This is a genomic window from Agromyces sp. NPDC052230 (assembly GCF_040679595.1).
Taxonomy (GTDB): domain Bacteria; phylum Actinomycetota; class Actinomycetes; order Actinomycetales; family Microbacteriaceae; genus Agromyces.
In genome coordinates this window covers 1-15481 of the sequence record NZ_JBFAVC010000015.1, presented here as the reverse complement: position 1 = coordinate 15481, position 15481 = coordinate 1, and the positions used below count along the sequence as shown (strand labels likewise).

The following is a 15481-nucleotide window of genomic DNA, read 5'->3' as shown; positions in this document are numbered from 1 at the left end:
CAACGCTTTGCTAGCCTCCGAGAATCACCCCTCGTTGCGATGACTGCTGGAATACAAGCCGCCGCTACTGTCCAGTTTTCGAGCGTCGTCGACACCCGAAAGGTGCCGGACCTGTCTGCGTTCCACAGACTGCTCGCGGCGACCCAACGGGCACTCGATTCTGAGGAGCTGCGCGGGGTGCTCTCAGAGCTACCGGACGAGCGCGCCGCTATGCGATCGCTCAACGCGCGGCTCGCGTCCTTACGTTTGCGCTTGGAGCGCGATGCTGCAAGCGGAGCCTGGCTCATCCAGCCGTATCACGGCGCCACATCAACGGCGACCGTCGAGTCCGACAAGGCGCTGCTCGGCCTGGCCCGTCTCGTTGAAGCGGATGGATGGCATCGCATCAAGGTGTGTCAATCATCAGGCTGCGATCAGCGCTACCTTGACCTCACGAACGGAACGCTCCGGAAGTTCTGCGACGCGCACCGGGTCGGACCTCGGTGCGAGGAGCGAGGATAGCCCTGGCACGCGATGCCTGCCTGCGTCATCCGTCCATCCACCCATACAGCAGTTGCGTGCGCGTCAAGGCGCTGGCGATGAGTTTGCGCGGCGGTGCAAGCAGTGACCACCTAGACGCCGTCGGCCCGTTCGACATGCTGGGCGATGCGCGGGAGTGGTGCTGGGGCTATTCCCGCATCGTCCGGCACCTGGCGGGCTGGAAGCGCGATGCGAGCGCAGCCCTGGGGAGGGCAACGATCACGGATCGTTGTCTCGCGCGTCGTCCGTTCTTCCCGAGAGACGGAGTACGCAGTCGAAGACTCCTGTGCCGTCGACAGTTACACCCAGGTCCGCATCCGGTTGCGACTTCACGGCAGTCTGGGTAGACAATCTGAGGGTACTCCGCAGGACTTGTCGTGCGATGTCAGGGGTGGGCTGATACGCAAACCCGAGGGCTCGGGCGATGTCCCACGTGTGCAGCACGGTGTTGCCGATCTGCGTCTCATAGGTCGTCGCCAACTCGACGTCACTTGGGCGGCCCTGATCTCGCTCGCGCTGATGCGCGGACGTGAAAGCGTTCTCCACGAGCAGCGCCGAGCGCCGATACCCCGCTTCGAGCCCACAGTCACCGTAGGACTCGGTGCCTGCCTCCAGGTCCGCCCGACGCCTCGGCGCCGACCGCTTAACGTCAGCGATCACTTCACCTGTCAACGTTGTGACCAATCGCTCGTTCCGGTCAACGAGGTGAATGTAGAGATCACCGAGGTCTCCAGAGATGCTGGGCACGGGGAGACGGAGGTCCCCGAGTGTCACTTCGGAGAGGAACGCTGCGAGATCCTCAGTCAGCGTGTGCAGAGTGGATACGTCCAACACCTTCTCCTTGCTCCCTAGCCCCGGGCGACCCTTCGGCGCTAGCCATGGCTGGTGATCTTGTGATTGGGGCCGGCTGCAATGTGCGCCGTGAAGGATGGACTACGCGGGACACCGCGCGCCCGTCAACCGTTGTGTTGGGCGCGCCGCGTTCGCGATGATCGCGGCTTGCAGCCACTCGGCTGCCCCGGGTCGAGTGTTCTCCTCGATACCGGCGCGGAACCGCCGGTCCTCGACGTACAACTCGCTCTTCTGGACGTGAAAGGCGTGATCCATCACGTAGAACCAGCGGCTGATATGCACTCGCTGCTGCTCGGCCACGTCCATTGCGTCTTCGCTCGCGGGCCCTGCTCCAGCGTCCATGAGTTCGAGGATTCGTCGCTCGATGGCCGCGTTGCTGGCATTGATCTGTTCCCAATCCTCCTTGGTATAGGTGGACGCCTTTCTGGCAGATTCCTCGTAGGCCGCAGTCTCGCCCCAACGGGGTTCCACCTCGTCGAGAAGTTCGTCCTCGTTGTCTGCGAATCTTCCCCACTGTTCTCGCTTGTCCGTGTCGGACATCGGAGACTGCATCCTTCTCTTGCTCATGGTGCCAACTCCCTTCCGATTGGTTCGGTTCGACGGTAAATGCTGACGTTGCGTTAGGGTCAACTGGCCAGAACGGGCGGAGCGAGGTGGTCATTTCAAGCGGAAGATTTCGACGATGTGCGGAGTATCGATCAGGGTGTGGGGTGCGAAGGCGTGGTACGCCCACACGTGTACCCATGCGTTGCCGGTGCGCAGAGTGAGGAAGCTCTTGAACATGCCCGGCCCGAGGTAGGTGAAGATCAGGAAGATCATCGACAGGGCGGCCGTGTGCGTGCTCGTCAGAACGGTCCATGCATCCCAGAAGTGCAACCCAGCGTAGGTGAGTCCTCCGCACAGTACGGTCGCGGTAGGTGAACCGGTGATCCGCAAGAAGCGTGGGATGAGAATCGCGTACACGAATACCATCGCGGGAAGCACCGCGCCGAAGAGGTAGAGCACGAAGGTCAATGCCGCACCGCGTGCGAGCAGTCCTGGCGTCAAGTCGAGGCTTGAAGGTTGGACCAAGATGATCTGGAAGCACGTCTCGACCAGGAGCACTACACCGATGACAAGCAGATCGTTCTTCCACGCTGTCGATCGCAGCCCAAGTTGGGTGCGGGAGTATCGGCGCCCGAAGTACAGCATCGGCACAATCGCATAGACCACGAAGTTGTATGCGGCCCATGCAAGCACCTCCGTCCGATCCAGGTGGGCGTGCGTTCCAAACAGACTGCCTGCCAGGTGCAGGCCAAAGGGGTGCCAGCCGAACGCCCGAGCCAGGAGGAACCCGCCGACCATACCGAGCACTCCGTAGGCGAGTAGGCCGAAGGTCTCCCGTACGGCCCGAGGACGATCCGGTGCGCGATCAGCCACCCGTGGGTCTGGTCGTCGCCGAGTGAGCCAGTAGACCAGTGCCATCAGGAGCAACACTTGGAGCAGCACAGCGTTCGTCTCCAGCAGAATTTCCCACGTTTCCAGTCCGGCGCGTGTGGGCCAGTCGAACGGGAGGCCCGCCGGGGAGGTCAGTGCAACGTAAGCGTTCGCACTCACCCAGCAGGCGATCGCCGCCCACAGACTCCAACGGCCGACGGGGCGCATGGGCCTACGGAGAGGACTGGTGGGTGAGGTGGGGATGCCGGTGTCAACGCTCATATTTCGCCTCGCGGGTCTTCTAGTACGGGCGTGCTAGTAGACTCATGGTAGCACACTCGTGATATAAAGAACTATGCCGAAGATCGTTGACCCTGACCAGCGTCGTCAGGAGCTGGCTCAAGCTGTATGGCGTGTGATCCGTCGCGAAGGAGTGGAGCATGCCTCCGTGCGCTCGGTCGCACGGGAAGCAGGGCTGTCCACTGGCTCCCTACGGCACTACTTCGGCAGCCAGTCCGAGCTGTTGGTGTTCGCGATGCGTATGGTGATGGAGCAGATCGAGGAGCGGGTCGCTGCCGTTCCACGCCCCGAGGACCCGTTGGCTGCGGCAAAGGTCGTGCTGGCCCATCTCCTGCCGCTGGACGCTGAGCGCAGGGCCGAGAACGAAGTATGGGTGGCCTTCACCGCTCGGGCCCTCGTGGACGAGCAGCTGGCCGCTCTGCGTGACGAGGCGTATGACCGCCTACGGCAGGCCTCCGAGCGCTGGATCGACGACATCCTCAACGGTGTCAGCGCCGATCACCGGCGCATCGAGTCTGCACGCCTGTTCGCACTGATAGACGGGCTGGCACTCCATGCTGCCATGCGCCCCGAACTGGCCACACCACATGAACTCTCGACGGTGCTCAATCATCACCTCGATCACGTTGCGGCTGCTCACCCGCAGACAGAAGCGGCCCTGCGCCCAGCTTCTGATCATGAGCACTGACCCGACCGACTTGGAGGTATCGACCATGAACGATTCAAAGAACTCGATCCAGCGTGCCGTCACGATCCTGGTGTATCGAAATCCAGGATCGGCCCACGACTATCTCACCGAGGTTTTCGGATTCACGCCAGGCAAGGTGACTCTCGATGCCGATTCAAATGCAGTTCATGCTGAGGTGGTTGTCGGCGATGTCACCATTTGGCTGCATCCCGAGAACGACAAGTACGAACTCGCCTCGCCGCAAAATATCGGTGCGGCGGCTGTGACCATGGCGGTCTTTGTGGATGATGTCGATGAGCACTACAGGCTGGCGAACGAAAAGGGGGCCCGAATCGTGAGTGAGCCCCTCGACCAGCCCTACGGATACCGAGAATACAGCGCCCGAGACTGCGAGGGGTTCTTGTGGTCATTCATGAAGGAGATCACGCCATGAACACTGCGCACCACGACCAGTCCGAGGCGGAGCCGGGTGGCGAGTTGGAGCAGTTCATTCATCGCTGGGCGGACGCCATCGTCACGAACGATGTGACGAAGATGGAGCGCTTCACCACCGGCAACTGAATTCTCATCGACCGACCTGGAGTGATCACACGTGACGCCTTCCACCAAGTTGTGCGCAGTGGTCAGCTCCGGCACAACAGCATGACCCACGAAGTACTCAGCTCGATCGGTACGGACCGATAGCCGTGATTCGCACGCGTGGACGCAACACGGGCGAGTTCCATGGCAGTCCCATCAAGGCCGACGAGTGGACCACCAACTCGATGGTAGACGGCGCCGACGGGTGGAGCTGCTTCCTGACGCAACTGACACCTGCGACTCCTACTGACCCTGGGGCTGAGGAGGCATAACGTGCCGGAAGCGATGCTGAGCGTTGCACGCGTCCGAGCAGACGATTGGCGCCGACTCCGCACCCTGCGCCTGGCCGCACTGGCTGAGTGGCCGGAGATGTTCGGTTCCACACTGAGCCGAGAGCGAGCGTTTGGTGAGGACGAGTGGCGTCAGCGCGCGCAGCGTCCTTCGACATTCCTGGCGTCACGTCATGGCGACGACGTCGGCCCCGCAGGCGTGCACGAGTTCGACGGTCAATGGACTGTGGTAAGCATGTGGATCGCGCCGGCCGTTCGCGGCTCCGGCATTGTCGACGCACTGATGGAAGCCTGCGAGAACACAGTTCGAGAGGCTGGATCAGACATGATCACGCTGGGAGTGTTGGAAGACAACCGAGCTGGCTGCAGCGCATACCACCGTCTCGGGTTTCGGCCCACTGGGCGTCGTGATCACGTTCGTCAGGATCGTTACGAGCTCTGGATGGCTCAGCCGCTGCGCGACGCGTGAGCGTGTCGCTCAACAACGGAGGGAAGGACGAACTTGTGGAGAAAGCACCTGTGTTCGAGCGAGACGGCTCAGAGCACTCGCACTCACCGCCCGAGGTCGAGTTGATTACCGTCGACGAAGTCGTCCTGAGCCGCCTGGTGGAGGTCGCGACGACCGATGCTGCGCCTGACGACGTGACTCCGCCGCTTGGTGACGGTTGGACGCCCGATCGTGTGGAGTGGCTGCGGGCGTTTCACCGACTGCGACGGGTAGGACTCGCGCACGGTGAAGAAGAAACTTCTGCGATACGCGTGGATGGCAGGATCGTCGGCGCAACGCGCTTGCACCGGTCCTCACCCGAAACCCCAGATCAATTGGAGTGCGGCATCTGGCTTGCTCGCTCTTCACGCGGTCTCGGTCTGAGCAAGACCGTGCTCCGCCTCCTCGCGAGCCGAGCGGTCTCGGCTGGCGCATCACGAATCGTGGCGCGCACAACGGCGGGTAATGCAGCGGCAATAGCCGTACTGAAACGCGCCGGCGCGAGGCTCCGCAACGGTCCTGACGGCGCGGTCCATGCGGTGGTCCCTCTCGATGAGATCGGGGTGGTCTCGGTCGCATCTCGAAGGACCGCCGGTGAGTCAATGGGCTCTCGGACGATGTCGGCGTGACCTCGGGGTGACAGCAGGTCGGGAGCGACAGGCCGAGGCGATGCCACGGCTGGCCCCGCCCTCTCCCAACGCATCGACGATACGGGCGGCTTCCTCGGTCATCCCGCGCTGCCGGCGCAGCGTGCTCGTCACCTTGGTGGGGGTGCTCATGTTCCGGTCGTTCGGGAATGCTGAGGGTTTGGTTGACTCGTTTCCTTATGCCGCGATGTGTTACCTGACTGCTGCGGCATTGGGCTCACGCCGTACGGGTGGATCATGATCGGCGTCAGCGCCGCCGTCATTCTCCTCGCTGGGCTCCTCAGGTTGGATAAGACCGCTGCAATCCTCGTCATGGGAGCCGGCTTCGCCGTATTCGGGTTCCTCCGCGGCACGGCGATCGACCGGCGCGAACTCGGGCTGCAGGTCGCCGGGTTCGTCGGCTTCGGTACGCTCGCGCTTTGGCAATGTCAACTTGGTTGAGGACCGGGATGGCGGTTCGATTCAGGACCACCGGCTCTCGGCGAGCGTGTCGGCCGGCAGGACAGACGCATCTGCGACAGCGCGGTCTTCAGGCACGTCAAGTGCGTGAAGTCGTGGCGCTCGGCGCCGGAGGGTGCTTGCACCGACTGACGTCCGCTGGGGGGATTAGAGTTCCAGAGTGCCTGGGGGAAAGGTTGAAGATGCCGAAGCCGATTGAGGAACTCACCCACGACGAGGCGGGGAAGATCAGTCATGTCGTTGCCACCCGTGTCGCCTCGGGTCCGGATCGGGAGTCGTGGGATATCAGCCTTTTTTCCCTTGCCAGGAATGCGCCACTGGCTCATGAGGTGTGCACCGCCGAGCTGCCAAACGCTCGAGACCTCGTGGGCCAGTTCACGACCGTAATGCTCGCACGGGTGGGTCTACGAATTGCGGGTGCCTGGTCGGCGGATGAGTCAAGTACGGTCTTGACCGCTCGAGTTGCGTAGACACGAACAACCAGAGACTATCTCCTCGGAAAACGTTTCCAGGAGTCGGCTCTAGTGAGGACTTGCTGACTGGTTATCAACCAACTCATGCTTTCAGCACCTGGCAAGGATGCCAGGTGTCTTGAAGGGATACGAATGCACAAATCAGTCAGGCTTGGATTGACGTTGACCGCGACTGCGTTGTTCGTGGCCGCCGCATTGGCGCTTCCGAGCCCCGCGTCCGCTGCCGAGCCCGAGGTCACCGAACCCGTCGTTGAAGCGGAGATGTCGTTCACCCCGTGGACGAAGGAGAACCTTGCGGAGCATGGTTACGAGCTTCGGAAGGATCCGGGGGGCGGATACTACGGCGTGCCGGTGGGCACGCCACGCGGGAGCAAGGTCGGGGCAACGGGGCCCATCCAAGAGAGCGGTGGCGTGACCACGTTCGGGGAGGTGACCGGCAACTGCGGGACGTCGTTCGTATCGTTCAGCGACTACAACACGATTCGATCGGGCTATTACATCTACCCCTCGAAGGGGGCACCGATCAGCCACGACTGGATCGTGCATACCTACTCGTCAATCGACCTTGAGTGGTATGACCTCAGCGGTCTTGCGCCCTGGGGGTACCAGTCCTGGCAGGCTACCCGCGACATCTCTACCCAGTACTTGCCCGGTTCGACTATCAGCGCTCAGGCCAGCGGCGAAGTCTTGACCACGGCAGGCATCTGCTCGTCGGGAATCCCCACGGCGGTTATCCGGCCATAGCGCCAGAGCCAAGCAGGCCCCACGTTCCTCGGAATGCGGGGCCTGCTTCTGTGGGTGGCCCGTTTCGCCGAAGGCCACGACCAGTTCGTGCGCCCATCCTGGCAGCTACAGCCCCGCTGGACCAACGGGGTGTCAGCTTGGAAGTCTTTGCCGCGCGTGGTTGAGCCGGTAGGAGGTGGTGTCGGTTTCGATGATGGTGCCGTTGAACGTGAGCCGGTCCACGATCGCCGCGCACAGGCGCGGATCGGTGAACGTCTTGGTCCACCCGGAGAACGACTCGTTCGATGCGATCGCGACGGAGGCTTTCTCTTCGCGTTCGGTGAGGACTTGGAAGAGGGGTTCGGCGCCGCGTCGGTCGAGTTCCATGTAGCCGAGTTCGTCGATGCAGAGCAGGTCTACGCGGCCGTAGCACGCGATGGTGCGGGCGAGTTGTTTCTCGTCGGCGGCTTCGACGAGCTCGTTGACGAGCTTGGTCGCCAACGTGAACTTGACCCGGTAGCCGCGTTCGGCGGCCGCGGTGCCGAGCCCGATGAGCAGGTAGCTCTTCCCGGTGCCGGAGTCGCCGATCAGGCAGAGCGGGTCGCCGCGGCGGATCCAGTCCCCGGTGGCGAGGGTGTGGATGGTGGCGGGGTTGATGTTCGGGTTGGCGTCGAAATCGAAGTCCCCGATTCACTTCTGCCCGGGAACCCGGCCGCCGCGACCCGGCGGACGAGGGATCTGCGGTCGCGGTCGTCGCACTCGGCCAACAACAGTTCAGCGAGAAACCCCTGGTAGGTCAGCTGCTCGCGTTCGGCGATCTTCACGGCTTCGTCCATGACCGCCCGCATCGTCGGCAGCCGAAGCCTACGGCAGGCTTGGTCGACCGCGGTCGCCGCGGCTTCCTCGGTCATCCCGCGTTGCCGTCGCAGCGTGCTCGTTACCTTCGTGGGAGTGCTCATGTTCCGGTCGTTCCCTCTCGTTCAGCGGTACCCGGCGCGCCGGTGGTACGGCGGGTGAGGAGCTGGTCGTATCGCGCCATCGACGGCATCGGGCGTCGATCGGGTGGCAGGCCAGCGATCACCGCGGCCGGGTCCGCGAACCGGCGTTGCGTGAGGCTGACAACTCGCCGCTCGTGACCGCGACCCTGTTCAATGGGATGACGGTCTGACCCGGACCCACCAGCGTGCAGGCGAGCTTCGACTGCGACGACGTCGGCGGATACTGCGCCGACGGTCAGCGCGGCCCGGATCCCGGCGACGACATCGTCGGGGCGCATGGTGCGGTGCAGCAGGAGCACGTCGATCAGCGCCCGGGTGCCCGCGGTGTCGCCGTCGACCTTGCGGGCGGCTTGCCAGAACGCTTCATGCGCGGCCGTGAACACCCCGGACGCGCGAGCCCGGGCCAAGGCCGTAGATCCGGGCAGGGCGCCGGGTTTGCGTTGGAGTACCTCGAGGTAGTGGTCGAGGTTGATCGACTCGCCGCCGCGGGTCACGACCCGCTCGTGCCGGCCGACCGGCTCGTGCCCGTCGAACACGACCAGCTCGGATGCGCGCAGCGAGATCCGCACCCGCCGGCCGATGAGGTGGGCGGGGACTGAGTGCTTCGCCATCCGCACCGTGACCAGCGCCGATCGGTCGACCCTGGGGTGGAGGATCAGGCCAGGGTCGAACCGTTCGAACGGCAGCGCGGCCAGCAGTGGCTGTTCGTCGGTGAAGTCCTGACCGACGGTTCGGAGCCGGGTGCCGATGCGCCTGCCGTTGTCGCGGGCGTCATACTCGCGGATCCGCTCGTTCAGTTCGGCGAGCGAGCTGACGGCGGGCATTGGGGAGAGCCAGGTGCGGCGGAACCGGCCGACTTCTCCTTCGACGCCGCCCTTCTCGTGGGCGCCGTCGATGCCGGGGTGGCAGTAGAACGCGTCGAACCCGTAGTGCGAGCGGAACAGCACCCACCGGTCGTTTTCTACTCGATTTCGGCTGCCGTACACGACCTTCTGCACCGCGGAGGTGAGGTTGTCGTACCGGATGTGCCGGGTCGGGATGCCGCCGATCTCCTCGAACGCGTCGACGTGGCCTTCCAGGAACGCCTCCTGCGACTGCGTCGAGTACACCCGATGCACCGACCTGCCCGAATGCGACAGCCGGAACGTGAACAGGTGGCACTTCGTCTTCACCCCGGCCAAGATCACCCATACCTCACCGAAGTCGACCTCGGCCTCCTCACCCGGCGCGTGCTCCTGCGGCACGAACACCTCGACGCGGCGGCCGGCTTCGAAATCGACCTGCGCCCGGCGCACCCGCACATAGTCCCGCACCGTCGAGTACGAGAGGTCGGTCGCGCCGTGCTCGTCCGCGAGCCGGGCCAGGATCCGGGTCGCGGTGTGGCGCTGCTTGCGCGGGGCGTCCAGATCCTGCCGCAGCATCTCGTCGATCGCTGCCTTGAATGGACCCAACCGCGGCGAGACCCGCGCCGGCGTTTTCCGTGGCGGTGGGTCGGCCCGTCACAGTGCGGTCCGGACGGTGTCGCGGCCCACCTGGTGCTTGCGGGCAAGGGCACGGATCCCGAGCCCTTCCACACGAGCATCACGGCGGATGCGAGCGAATAGGTCCACGCGACTTCCCATCTGACCATCCCTCGATTCCGCGCCGCATCATCGAGGCGCGGAACAACCGTCGAAGGTGGTCCCGAATCAAACCGTCACAACACACCGGGAAGGTGAAGGGTGGTCCCGAATCAAGCCGTCATCCCGGTCCTGAATCAAGCTGCCATAGTCACGCTTGCCGCCATGATGTCGGCGCCGCTGCTGTCCATGTACCTCGCTGCGGCAGCCGCTATCGGACACGCTGTATGGGATGTGATCTACTTCCTCCGTCAGAAGGTCGTCGACCGGTCAGTTACCGAGTTCTGTTTCGCGCTCGACCTCGGACTCGGCATCGCGCTTCTGCTTACCGCTTGGAACATCCTCCCGCTGTAGTCCACGGCGTACGACCCCTGTTGATACCCGCCCGGGCATCGACCGGGGGCATCGGCGTCGTGGACAAATCAACCAGCCGCAGGTGGCTCGCTGAGCGGGCCCCTATCTTGGATCAACTTCTCCACACCGTCCAGAATGGTGCGCAACCCGAAGTGATAGGCGCGCTGTGGGTCAGTGGCCGCGTTGTACTCCTGTCCGGTGGTGGTCCCGATCCGCGACGCGTGTGGGTACTTTGAGGAATCGACCAGTGCGGCGAGCACTGGCCCGGCTTTGCTCCACCACTCGCTCTCAGAATCGCCCGTCACCTGACTGGTGTCGGTGAGGTCGACCGCTACGCGTGCGGCAGACCTCACATGCTGAAGCACCAGGGTGAGTGTCAAATCGATCTCGACATCGTTGAGCCCGATCCCGTCGAGCTGACGGAGTTCAGTGTCGTACTTGGCGATCGTTCCGGGCCCAAGAACGGGCCGCGCCTCATCGACGGCGAGGAGCCACCGATGGCGGGTGAGCAGGCGCCAGTTCTGCTCGGCAACTGCTTCGACGGATTGTCGCCAGGTGACTTGATCGCCGATGCCCTCCGTGTCCTGGTACACCTCACCGTTGACCCGATCCACCATGAGGTCGATGAGTTCCGCCTTGCTGGGGACGTAGGCGTAGAGCGACATCGTTCCCACCATCAACCGCTCAGCGAGCTTACGCATGGACAGGTTGTCGATTCCCGTCTCGTTGGCAAGCTCGATCCCGGTGTCGAGGATGGTGTCCAAGCTCATGCCGGACCGCCCTGTCCGGTTATCGCTGCGCCAGAGCAGGGCGATGGACTTCAGCGGGTCGCCGCGTCCTGTGTGTTCAACCACGTCGTCTCGATTTTCGTCGGTCGGGAACATCTCTCTCGCCATGCACGTTACGATACAGTGTACGGTCGTATGGTGTACGATACGATGTACGGAGGTGTGACGGCATGAGAGCTGTCATTGAAGCGGAGGCAGTGGGTAAGACCTATGGACGAGGAGATGACGAGGTTGGACGTCCGCACGTACTCTTCGTCGATGAGCCCACCACGGGGCTCGACACACCCAGCGGCGCGGCGCGACCTGTGGCGTGCGCTCAGGTCGCTCGTCGCGGACGGCACAGCGATCCTGCCGACCACGCAGTATCTCGAAGAGGCAGACACCCTCGGACGACATCATCCTCTTGGATCGCGGACACGCCGTCGCTCGAGGGTCCGCAGACCATCTCAAGAGCATGGTCGGACCACCCGCGATTCAGCTGACACGCACCGCGCGATACCAGTCCTCCAAGGCGTCGATCCTTCCGCCACGCTCGACGACACGAGGACGACAGTGACGCTGCACGCAGGAGCAGAGAACCTGACCCGCAGCGTCCAGGCACTGGCTGGGATCGTCCTGCCCACCGAGGTCACGATGCGTAAGCCATCGCTCGATGAAGTCTTCTTGACCCTCACGGGACACGAAACGCAGGCCACCGAGGAAGTCAGCATGACCACCACATCAACTGCGCATCGCGCACCCGTTATCCCCGCGCCTGGCCTCTTCACAGCAGCATGGATCATCGCCGGTCGGACCGTCGGCTCCTGGCGTTCGCAGCTCGGGACCGTCGTCATCGTCTGGCTCTTCCCTGTCTTCGTGACATTGCTGTTCCTCGGACTGTTCGGTGGCGCGCTGCAGGTGCCCGAGGGCACAACCTATGTCGACTTCCTGATTCCAGGCATGTTGGCCGTCACGATGCTCTTCGGTTTGGAAACCACGACGCTGACTGCCGCTGCAGACGCAGCGCGCGGAGTCAACGACCGTTTCCGCTCCTTCCCGATCAACGCCGCGTCGATTGTCCTCGGTCGCTGCATGGCGGACACGATCAGCTCGCTGGTGAGCCTTGCAACCATGGTGACCTTTGGTCTGCTCATGGGCTGGCGACCGGAGCTGTCGCCCGGGTCCGCGCTGGCGGCCATCGCGCTCCTGCTGCTATTGCGCTTCTCGCTGCTATGGATCGGGCTCTACGTCGGGTATTGCGCTGCTTCTGTCGAATCCGTCGCGTATGTGCAGGTTCTCGTGTGGCCCATCGCCTTCTTCTCCAGCGTCTTCGTGAACCCTGCATCGACGCCGGCCTGGCTGGGCACGATCGCGGAGTTCAATCCTGTATCTGCGACAGCGACCGCCGTCCGAGAACTGCTCGGCGGAACCGCGTGGCCCACACTCAGCGTCGCAGGTGAGTATGCGCTCGGGCTGGCGCTGATCTGGCCCCTTCTTCTCACCGCGATCTTCCTACCGCTCGCGGCGAGGCGATTCCGAAACGGGGGACAGTGAAGGAACCGGAAGTCATGCAGGAGGTCCACAAGGAGCAGGCCGCGGTAGCGGCGATGTATCGGCGGCTCGACCAAGACCTAGCTGACGCACGCGATGCACATCGGCAGGCATTGGCGACTCCGATTGAAGACCCGCACGACTTGTACGCGCGGGACGTCGAGGTCGGGCGCCTGACTCGGATCATCAAAGAACGGCAAGTTGCCGAACACGCACTCTGCTTTGGTCGGATCGACACGACGAGCGGGGCCTCGATACATATCGGCCGTGTTGGTCTACGCGACGATGCCGGAACGCCCGTGCTCGTGGATTGGCGCGCAGACGCGGCCAAGCCGTTTTACGCCGCCACGGCAATCGCACCCGAGGGCCTGCGTCGCAGGCGACATCTTCGGCTAGATGGTCGCCGAGTCGTAGGGGTCAGCGACGAACTGCTGGATGGCTCCCCGCCCACGAGCTGTGATGTCGTCGGCGACGGACCTCTCGCAGAGGCGCTGGGTCAAGCTCGCACGGGCTACATGCGCGAGGCAATCTCGACGCTGCAAGCCGAGCAGGATGCGATCGTACGCTCGGCCAATCGTGGAATCACAGTTGTGCAGGGCGGCCCAGGAACCGGAAAGACCATCATTGCCCTGCACCGAGCGGCTTACGTCCTGTATGCCTTCCCTCACATGGCGGAACGCGGGGTTCTCGTCTATGGGCCCAACCGGCGCTTCCTCGACTACATCGGCGATGTGCTGCCGTCCCTAGGTGAGAACGATGTCGAGCTCTCGACTACGACGGACCTTGTCGCAGTCGAACCAAGCAAGACCGATGAGCCGACCCTGGCCGAGCGAAAAGGACGAGTTGACATGGCCGACGCTTTGGCGACATTCGTTCGAGCTCACCAGCCCGGCAAGAAACCGCTCACGGTGAGAATCGGGCACGACACACTTTCACTTGAGGCCGCTGTCATCGACAGCGCACGCCTCTCGGCGCTGCGGGATGCGCACGCGCACAATCCTGCGCGGAAATATTTCAAGGAGTACGTGATCGACGAACTCGTGGACCGGTTGGAGCAACGTGCTGCCGAGTCGCTTCAAGAGATTGATGCGGAGGTGGCTTCGGTACTGGGCATCGACCTCGACCGTGCTGTCGCGGCAGACCTGCAAAAGCTCGGATTCGCGGACGCGCCTGTTAGCGATGGGCAACCCGAGTTCGACCGCGAGAGCGTCCGCGCATCGCTCATGGAGGACAGCGACCTCGATTTGGTGGTCGATCGAGTCTGGCGGCCGCTGGACCCGCAAGCGATGTTACGGCGCTTCCTGGTCGAACAGGTCGACACGGGTGAGGCCTGGCTTGGCTTCACGGCTCACGACATCCAGAAGCGTGAGCAGGATGAGCAGTATCAACCAGGTCTGAGCAGGGCCGACCTGGCACTCCTGGACGAACTCCGGAGCCTCGTCGTTGGTCCTCCCGAGCGAACTTTCGGCCACATCGTGGTGGATGAGGCGCAGGAACTCAGCGAGATGGAGTGGCGGATGCTGATGCGTCGCTGTCCGTCGCGATCCATGACCATTGTCGGCGACCTTGCTCAAGCGGGTGAGCCAACAACAGTTCAGTCATGGGGGGCCGCGTTGCAGCCGTTCGTCGGTGACCGCTTCGAGCTGCACACTCTCACGGTGAACTATCGCACCACGACCGAGATCCTCGAAGAATCGGCACCGCTTCTCGCCGAGATCGCGCCGGAGCAGCGACTGTCTCAGTCGGTACGCCATGGGGAAATCCCTCGCGCGCTGGCGAGCAAGCGGGGCGAGATGGTCAGTGTCGTCCACGGACTCGTCGACCACGAACTGGAATCACACCCCGGCGAACTCATCGGTGTCATCTGTCCTGCGGTGAGCGTCACCGCGCTGAAGGCGGTCCTGAATGAGAAGGCGACGGTTGTGGCGGCACCGGACGTGCGCGGCCTGGAGTTTGACACGACAGTTCTCGTCGATCCGGCGGCAATCCGTGCTTCCCGGGCCGCGGGAGCACGCGACCTGTATGTCGCGATGACCCGTGCTACGAGGCGGCTCATCATCGTCGAGCCGGTCCCGGCCAGTACAGACATCGCGGCCCTCGACGTGTGAGGCACACACATCTGGATGACCGAATGGAAGGCGACCACGGAAACCGGAGGATCACGAAGTTCTCGCGATTACCCTCGGGCTTGTGGGAGGGGCTGGCCGGGCAGATACGCGTCGCGGGATTCGAGGTGCTGCGAGTGCCGCACGAGGGCATGATCGACGGCGCGAACGGCGTGACCGATGACGGGGCGCGCACGGTCGTGGTGCGGGAGAACATGGACCCTGCCGCGCAGGTCAAGACGTTCGCGCACGAGCTGGCGCGTGTGCTGATTCACGACCCCGACGACGAGGAGGTCCGGCATCATCGCGGTATCCGCGAGGTCGAAGCCGAGAGCGTCGCGCTGATGATCGGGGCCACGCAGTGATCATCCTCATCCACAACACCGAAGCCACCGTGATCGACCCCGACGGCACCATCCTCAGCGAACACCACATCGACCCGAACAGACCTACCAGCCCCGAACGAAAAACGGCTGAACCCGCGCCATCCGCGGGTTCAGCCGTTCACGATGTCCTGAGACATCGCAAACGTGGACCCAGGGGTGTCTGGGTTCAGGACTGAACCGTCCCCGGTTCTCTGCCGCTTCTATGCGGGTGCCAGCACCGGGTGTGATGGCGTTTCGAGGTCAGCGTAGTACGCAGCCTCGAACTCGT

The 15481-nt window shown here is 63.6% G+C and carries 15 protein-coding genes and 3 pseudogenes; 12 read left to right on the top strand and 6 right to left on the bottom strand.

Annotated elements, in window-relative coordinates:
- Positions 1-501, top strand: a 501-nt coding sequence (locus tag AB0K73_RS20630) for a hypothetical protein (protein ID WP_360519447.1), incomplete at its 5' end; no start/stop codon positions are given.
- A 237-nt stretch (positions 502-738) separates the two neighbouring features.
- Here the strand turns inward: AB0K73_RS20630 and AB0K73_RS20625 are convergent.
- The 3 genes from AB0K73_RS20625 to AB0K73_RS20615 all read right to left on the bottom strand — a co-directional run bounded on the left by AB0K73_RS20625 (position 739) and on the right by AB0K73_RS20615 (position 3015).
- Complete coding sequence (locus AB0K73_RS20625) at positions 739-1350, bottom strand: maleylpyruvate isomerase N-terminal domain-containing protein (protein ID WP_360519450.1); 612 nt, start codon at positions 1348-1350, stop codon at positions 739-741.
- A 102-nt stretch (positions 1351-1452) separates the two neighbouring features.
- Positions 1453-1911 (bottom strand): TipAS antibiotic-recognition domain-containing protein, encoded by a 459-nt coding sequence (locus AB0K73_RS20620; protein WP_360519452.1) that lies wholly within the window; start codon positions 1909-1911, stop codon positions 1453-1455.
- Between the two features lie 117 nt (positions 1912-2028).
- On the bottom strand, positions 2029-3015 hold the full coding sequence (locus AB0K73_RS20615) for a hypothetical protein (protein WP_360519455.1): 987 nt from the start codon (positions 3013-3015) through the stop codon (positions 2029-2031).
- A gap of 127 nt (positions 3016-3142) precedes the next feature.
- Here AB0K73_RS20615 and AB0K73_RS20610 point away from each other — a divergent pair, with 127 nt between their 5' ends.
- The 7 genes from AB0K73_RS20610 to AB0K73_RS20580 all read left to right on the top strand — a co-directional run bounded on the left by AB0K73_RS20610 (position 3143) and on the right by AB0K73_RS20580 (position 7454).
- Positions 3143-3775 carry a TetR family transcriptional regulator C-terminal domain-containing protein gene (locus AB0K73_RS20610; protein WP_360519458.1) on the top strand — a complete coding sequence of 211 codons (633 nt, stop codon included), beginning with the start codon at positions 3143-3145 and terminating at the stop codon, positions 3773-3775.
- Positions 3765-4208 carry a VOC family protein gene (locus AB0K73_RS20605; RefSeq protein WP_360519461.1) on the top strand — a complete coding sequence of 148 codons (444 nt, stop codon included), beginning with the start codon at positions 3765-3767 and terminating at the stop codon, positions 4206-4208. The genes AB0K73_RS20610 and AB0K73_RS20605 overlap by 11 nt, the downstream gene beginning before the upstream one ends.
- Positions 4205-4336, top strand: coding sequence for a hypothetical protein (locus AB0K73_RS20600; protein WP_360519464.1), 132 nt, complete (start codon positions 4205-4207; stop codon positions 4334-4336). Before AB0K73_RS20605 ends, AB0K73_RS20600 begins: the two co-directional genes overlap by 4 nt.
- 291 nt (positions 4337-4627) lie before the next feature.
- Complete coding sequence (locus tag AB0K73_RS20595) at positions 4628-5113, top strand: GNAT family N-acetyltransferase (RefSeq protein ID WP_360519467.1); 486 nt, start codon at positions 4628-4630, stop codon at positions 5111-5113.
- A 2-nt stretch (positions 5114-5115) separates the two neighbouring features.
- Positions 5116-5760 (top strand): GNAT family protein, encoded by a 645-nt coding sequence (locus AB0K73_RS20590; RefSeq protein ID WP_360519470.1) that lies wholly within the window; start codon positions 5116-5118, stop codon positions 5758-5760.
- A gap of 255 nt (positions 5761-6015) precedes the next feature.
- Positions 6016-6219, top strand: a complete 204-nt coding sequence (locus AB0K73_RS20585) for a hypothetical protein (protein WP_360519473.1) — start codon at positions 6016-6018, stop codon at positions 6217-6219.
- Positions 6220-6842: 623 nt separating this feature from the next.
- The gene (locus AB0K73_RS20580; protein ID WP_360519476.1) at positions 6843-7454 is read left to right on the top strand and encodes a hypothetical protein; all 612 of its coding nucleotides are present in this window, start codon (positions 6843-6845) and stop codon (positions 7452-7454) included.
- Positions 7455-7586: 132 nt separating this feature from the next.
- Here AB0K73_RS20580 and istB read toward each other — a convergent pair.
- Together istB and istA are read right to left on the bottom strand one after the other, a co-directional pair.
- Positions 7587-8392: pseudogene (istB, locus tag AB0K73_RS20575) on the bottom strand (IS21-like element helper ATPase IstB).
- Positions 8389-10053 (bottom strand): annotated as a pseudogene (istA, locus tag AB0K73_RS20570) (IS21 family transposase). Before istA ends, istB begins: the two co-directional pseudogenes overlap by 4 nt.
- Before the next feature lie 99 nt (positions 10054-10152).
- Between istA and AB0K73_RS20565 the strand changes: the two are divergent.
- The gene (locus tag AB0K73_RS20565; RefSeq protein ID WP_360519479.1) at positions 10153-10404 is read left to right on the top strand and encodes a hypothetical protein; all 252 of its coding nucleotides are present in this window, start codon (positions 10153-10155) and stop codon (positions 10402-10404) included.
- Positions 10405-10472: 68 nt separating this feature from the next.
- Here AB0K73_RS20565 and AB0K73_RS20560 read toward each other — a convergent pair whose 3' ends face one another.
- Complete coding sequence (locus AB0K73_RS20560; protein WP_360519482.1) at positions 10473-11300, bottom strand: TetR/AcrR family transcriptional regulator; 828 nt, start codon at positions 11298-11300, stop codon at positions 10473-10475.
- 444 nt (positions 11301-11744) lie between these two features.
- Here AB0K73_RS20560 and AB0K73_RS20555 point away from each other — a divergent pair, with 444 nt between their 5' ends.
- The 3 genes and pseudogenes from AB0K73_RS20555 to AB0K73_RS20545 form a co-directional block, all read left to right on the top strand.
- On the top strand, positions 11745-12725 hold the full coding sequence (locus AB0K73_RS20555; protein WP_360519485.1) for an ABC transporter permease: 981 nt from the start codon (positions 11745-11747) through the stop codon (positions 12723-12725).
- Positions 12726-12739: 14 nt separating this feature from the next.
- Positions 12740-14830 (top strand): helicase, encoded by a 2091-nt coding sequence (locus AB0K73_RS20550; protein WP_360519488.1) that lies wholly within the window; start codon positions 12740-12742, stop codon positions 14828-14830.
- A gap of 71 nt (positions 14831-14901) precedes the next feature.
- Positions 14902-15192 (top strand): annotated as a pseudogene (locus tag AB0K73_RS20545) (ImmA/IrrE family metallo-endopeptidase); the annotation flags it as partial.
- Positions 15193-15481: the final 289 nt, after the last annotated feature.